The organism is Vibrio sp. 811 (genome assembly GCF_033339195.1).
Genome location: NZ_JAWOUB010000426.1, coordinates 1 through 688, shown reverse-complemented (window position 1 = coordinate 688; position 688 = coordinate 1). Strand labels below are relative to the sequence as shown.

General features: G+C 51.0%; 1 protein-coding gene. It reads left to right on the top strand.

The genetic code is table 11. The annotated features are described in order from the left end of the window. Positions 1-641 (top strand): helicase-related protein (locus tag R7Q46_RS27280; RefSeq protein WP_318078289.1); only part of this gene is annotated, 641 nt, incomplete at its 5' end. Positions 642-688 lie beyond the last annotated feature (47 nt).

Here is a 688-nt window from a genome sequence, read left to right as displayed (position 1 = left end):
ACGAAGGTAAGCAAGCGTATTGGGTGGGTACGCTGATCGATGAGTCAGAAGTGTTGGAAGCGCAAGCCGCAGCAGACACCGCCGAAGAGTTGCAGCGCAAACTGCCAGATGTAAAAATTGGCCTAGTTCATGGCCGTATGAAGCCCGCCGAAAAGCAAGCTGTCATGCAAGAGTTTAAAGACAACAAGCTCCACCTGCTCGTAGCCACGACGGTGATAGAAGTTGGCGTAGACGTGCCAAACTCTAGCTTGATGATCATCGAAAACCCTGAACGCCTTGGTTTGGCGCAATTACACCAGTTAAGAGGCCGCGTCGGTCGAGGCTCGGTTGCCAGTCACTGTGTCCTGCTGTACCACTCCCCTCTGTCGAAAACCGCGCAAAAACGCCTCGGTGTGCTGCGTGAAAGTAACGATGGCTTTGTTATTGCGCAGAAAGACCTCGAGATCCGCGGGCCCGGCGAATTATTGGGCACCAAACAAACAGGCTTGGCTGATTTCAAAATTGCCGATTTAGTTCGAGATCAACGCTTAATTCCCGAAGTTCAACGTATTGCACGTCATATTCACGACAATTACCCAACCAATGCAGCCGCCATTATCGATCGCTGGCTAGGCGAGCGTGATATCTACTCCAAAGCGTAAATCTTAAAGCGAGCCAAATGGCTCGTTTTTTAGTGCCGCCACCAATA